Annotated in this window: 1 protein-coding gene; it reads right to left on the reverse strand. The window is 66.1% G+C overall.

Going from position 1 to position 1,806, the window contains the following annotated elements; translation table 11 throughout:
- The coding region (locus VF515_01530; GenBank protein HEX7406306.1) for an HAD-IC family P-type ATPase at nt 1-1,806 on the reverse strand (1,806 nt) is incomplete at both ends.

Consider the following 1,806-nt stretch of genomic DNA (forward strand, 5'->3'; position numbering starts at 1 on the left):
TCACGGGCCACATCGGTCCCGGTCACGCCCATCGCCACCCCGATATCAGCGCGTTTCAGCGCCGGCGCGTCGTTGACGCCATCGCCGGTCATGGCGACGAACTCACCTTTGTCCTGCAGTGCCTTGATGATCTTGATCTTCTGTTCGGGTGCGACGCGGGCGTAGACCCGCACGTGCCGGACCCGATCTTCGAACTCTTCAAGCGGCAGCCGGGCCAACTCCTGCCCGCTCATCACGGCGCCGTCATCGTCGATGATGCCAAGACGCGATGCGATGGCGCGGGCCGTGGCAGGGTGGTCCCCCGTAATCATCACCGGGGTGATCCCGGCGGTTTTACAGAGGGCCACGGCCTCGGCGGCTTCCTCGCGCGGCGGATCCATGAGGCCGACGAGCCCTGCGAATACCAGGCCACGCTCGACACCAGCAGGTGACAGATCCGCTGGGATCTCCGGCCACAGACGGTACGCAACGGCAAGCACACGCAGGCCGCGGCCGGCCATCTGTTCGGCAACGGCAAGTATCCGTCGCGCCTCGATGGCGGCAGGCCCGCCGTCACGCAGCACGCGATCACACCGCTCAATCACCAGCTCCGGAGCGCCCTTCGTAAAGGCGACAACTCCCTCGGGATGACGGTGGAAGGTGGTCATGCACTTGCGCTCCGAGTCGAACGGGACCTCCGCCAGCCGCGGCGCCGTGGACGCCAGCGCCGCCTTGTCACAGCCCGCTTCTGCTGCCGCCACGTACAGCGCCACCTCCGTGGGGTCGCCGAGGATCTCGTCGCGGTCGTTGCGGGTGGCATCGTTGCTCAGCGCCAACGCCGTGAGCAACGTGTGCCAGGGTTCGGCGACAACGTCATCGATGCCTCCGGGAAGTTGGATCACGCGGTCGTCGCCGTAGAGTTGCTCGGCGCGCATCTTGTTCTGCGTCAGCGTGCCGGTCTTGTCCGAGCACACGTAGGTAACCGATCCGAGCGTCTCGACCGCCGGCAGGCGCCGGACCAATGCATGCTGCTTCACCATGCGGCGGGCGCCGAAAGCGAGCGAGACCGTGACCACCGCGGGGAGCGCTTCCGGAATGGCCGCGACGGCCAGGCTCACCGCCGTCAGGAACATGAGCACAAGGCGCTCGCCGCGGAGCAAGCCAACGGCAAAGACCACCACGCACACGGCAATTGCGGCCAACGCCAGCCGCCGGCCAAACTCCGTCAAGCGTTTCTGCAGAGGGGTCTGCGGCTCCGCCGCTCGACTGAGGAGCGCAGCGATTTTGCCCAACTCCGTCTGCATGCCGGTCGCCACCACCACGCCGATTGCCCGGCCGTAACTCGCGACCGTGCCCTTGTAGGCCATGTTGAGACGGTCACCCAAGGGTAGATCCGCCTGGCTCAACGCCGTCACGCGCTTGTCGACGGGGACCGACTCACCAGTCAGCGCCGCTTCCTCCACTTTGAACTGTGCAGTTTCCACTAGCCGCAGATCTGCCGGCACAATGCCGCCCGCCTCGAGCAGAACGACGTCACCGGCCACGAGATCGGAAGCGACAACCGTTTGCACCTGCCCCCCGCGCCGCACCGTGGCCGAGGGCGCCGCCAGCAGCTTCAGTGCGGCAACGGCGCGTTCGGCACGGTACTCCTGGACGAAGCCTATGACACCGTTGATGAGCACAATCACCACAATGGCGATCGCATCCGGTGGATCGCCGATCATTCCCGACAGGATCGCCGCCGCAATCAGGACGAGGATCATGAAATCGGTGAACTGATCCAGCAGCATCCGCCACGGAGCGCGCCGACGCGTTTCTTCTATGGCA

This window comes from Candidatus Binatia bacterium (assembly GCA_036382395.1).
Lineage (GTDB): Bacteria > Desulfobacterota > Binatia > HRBIN30 > HRBIN30 > JAGDMS01.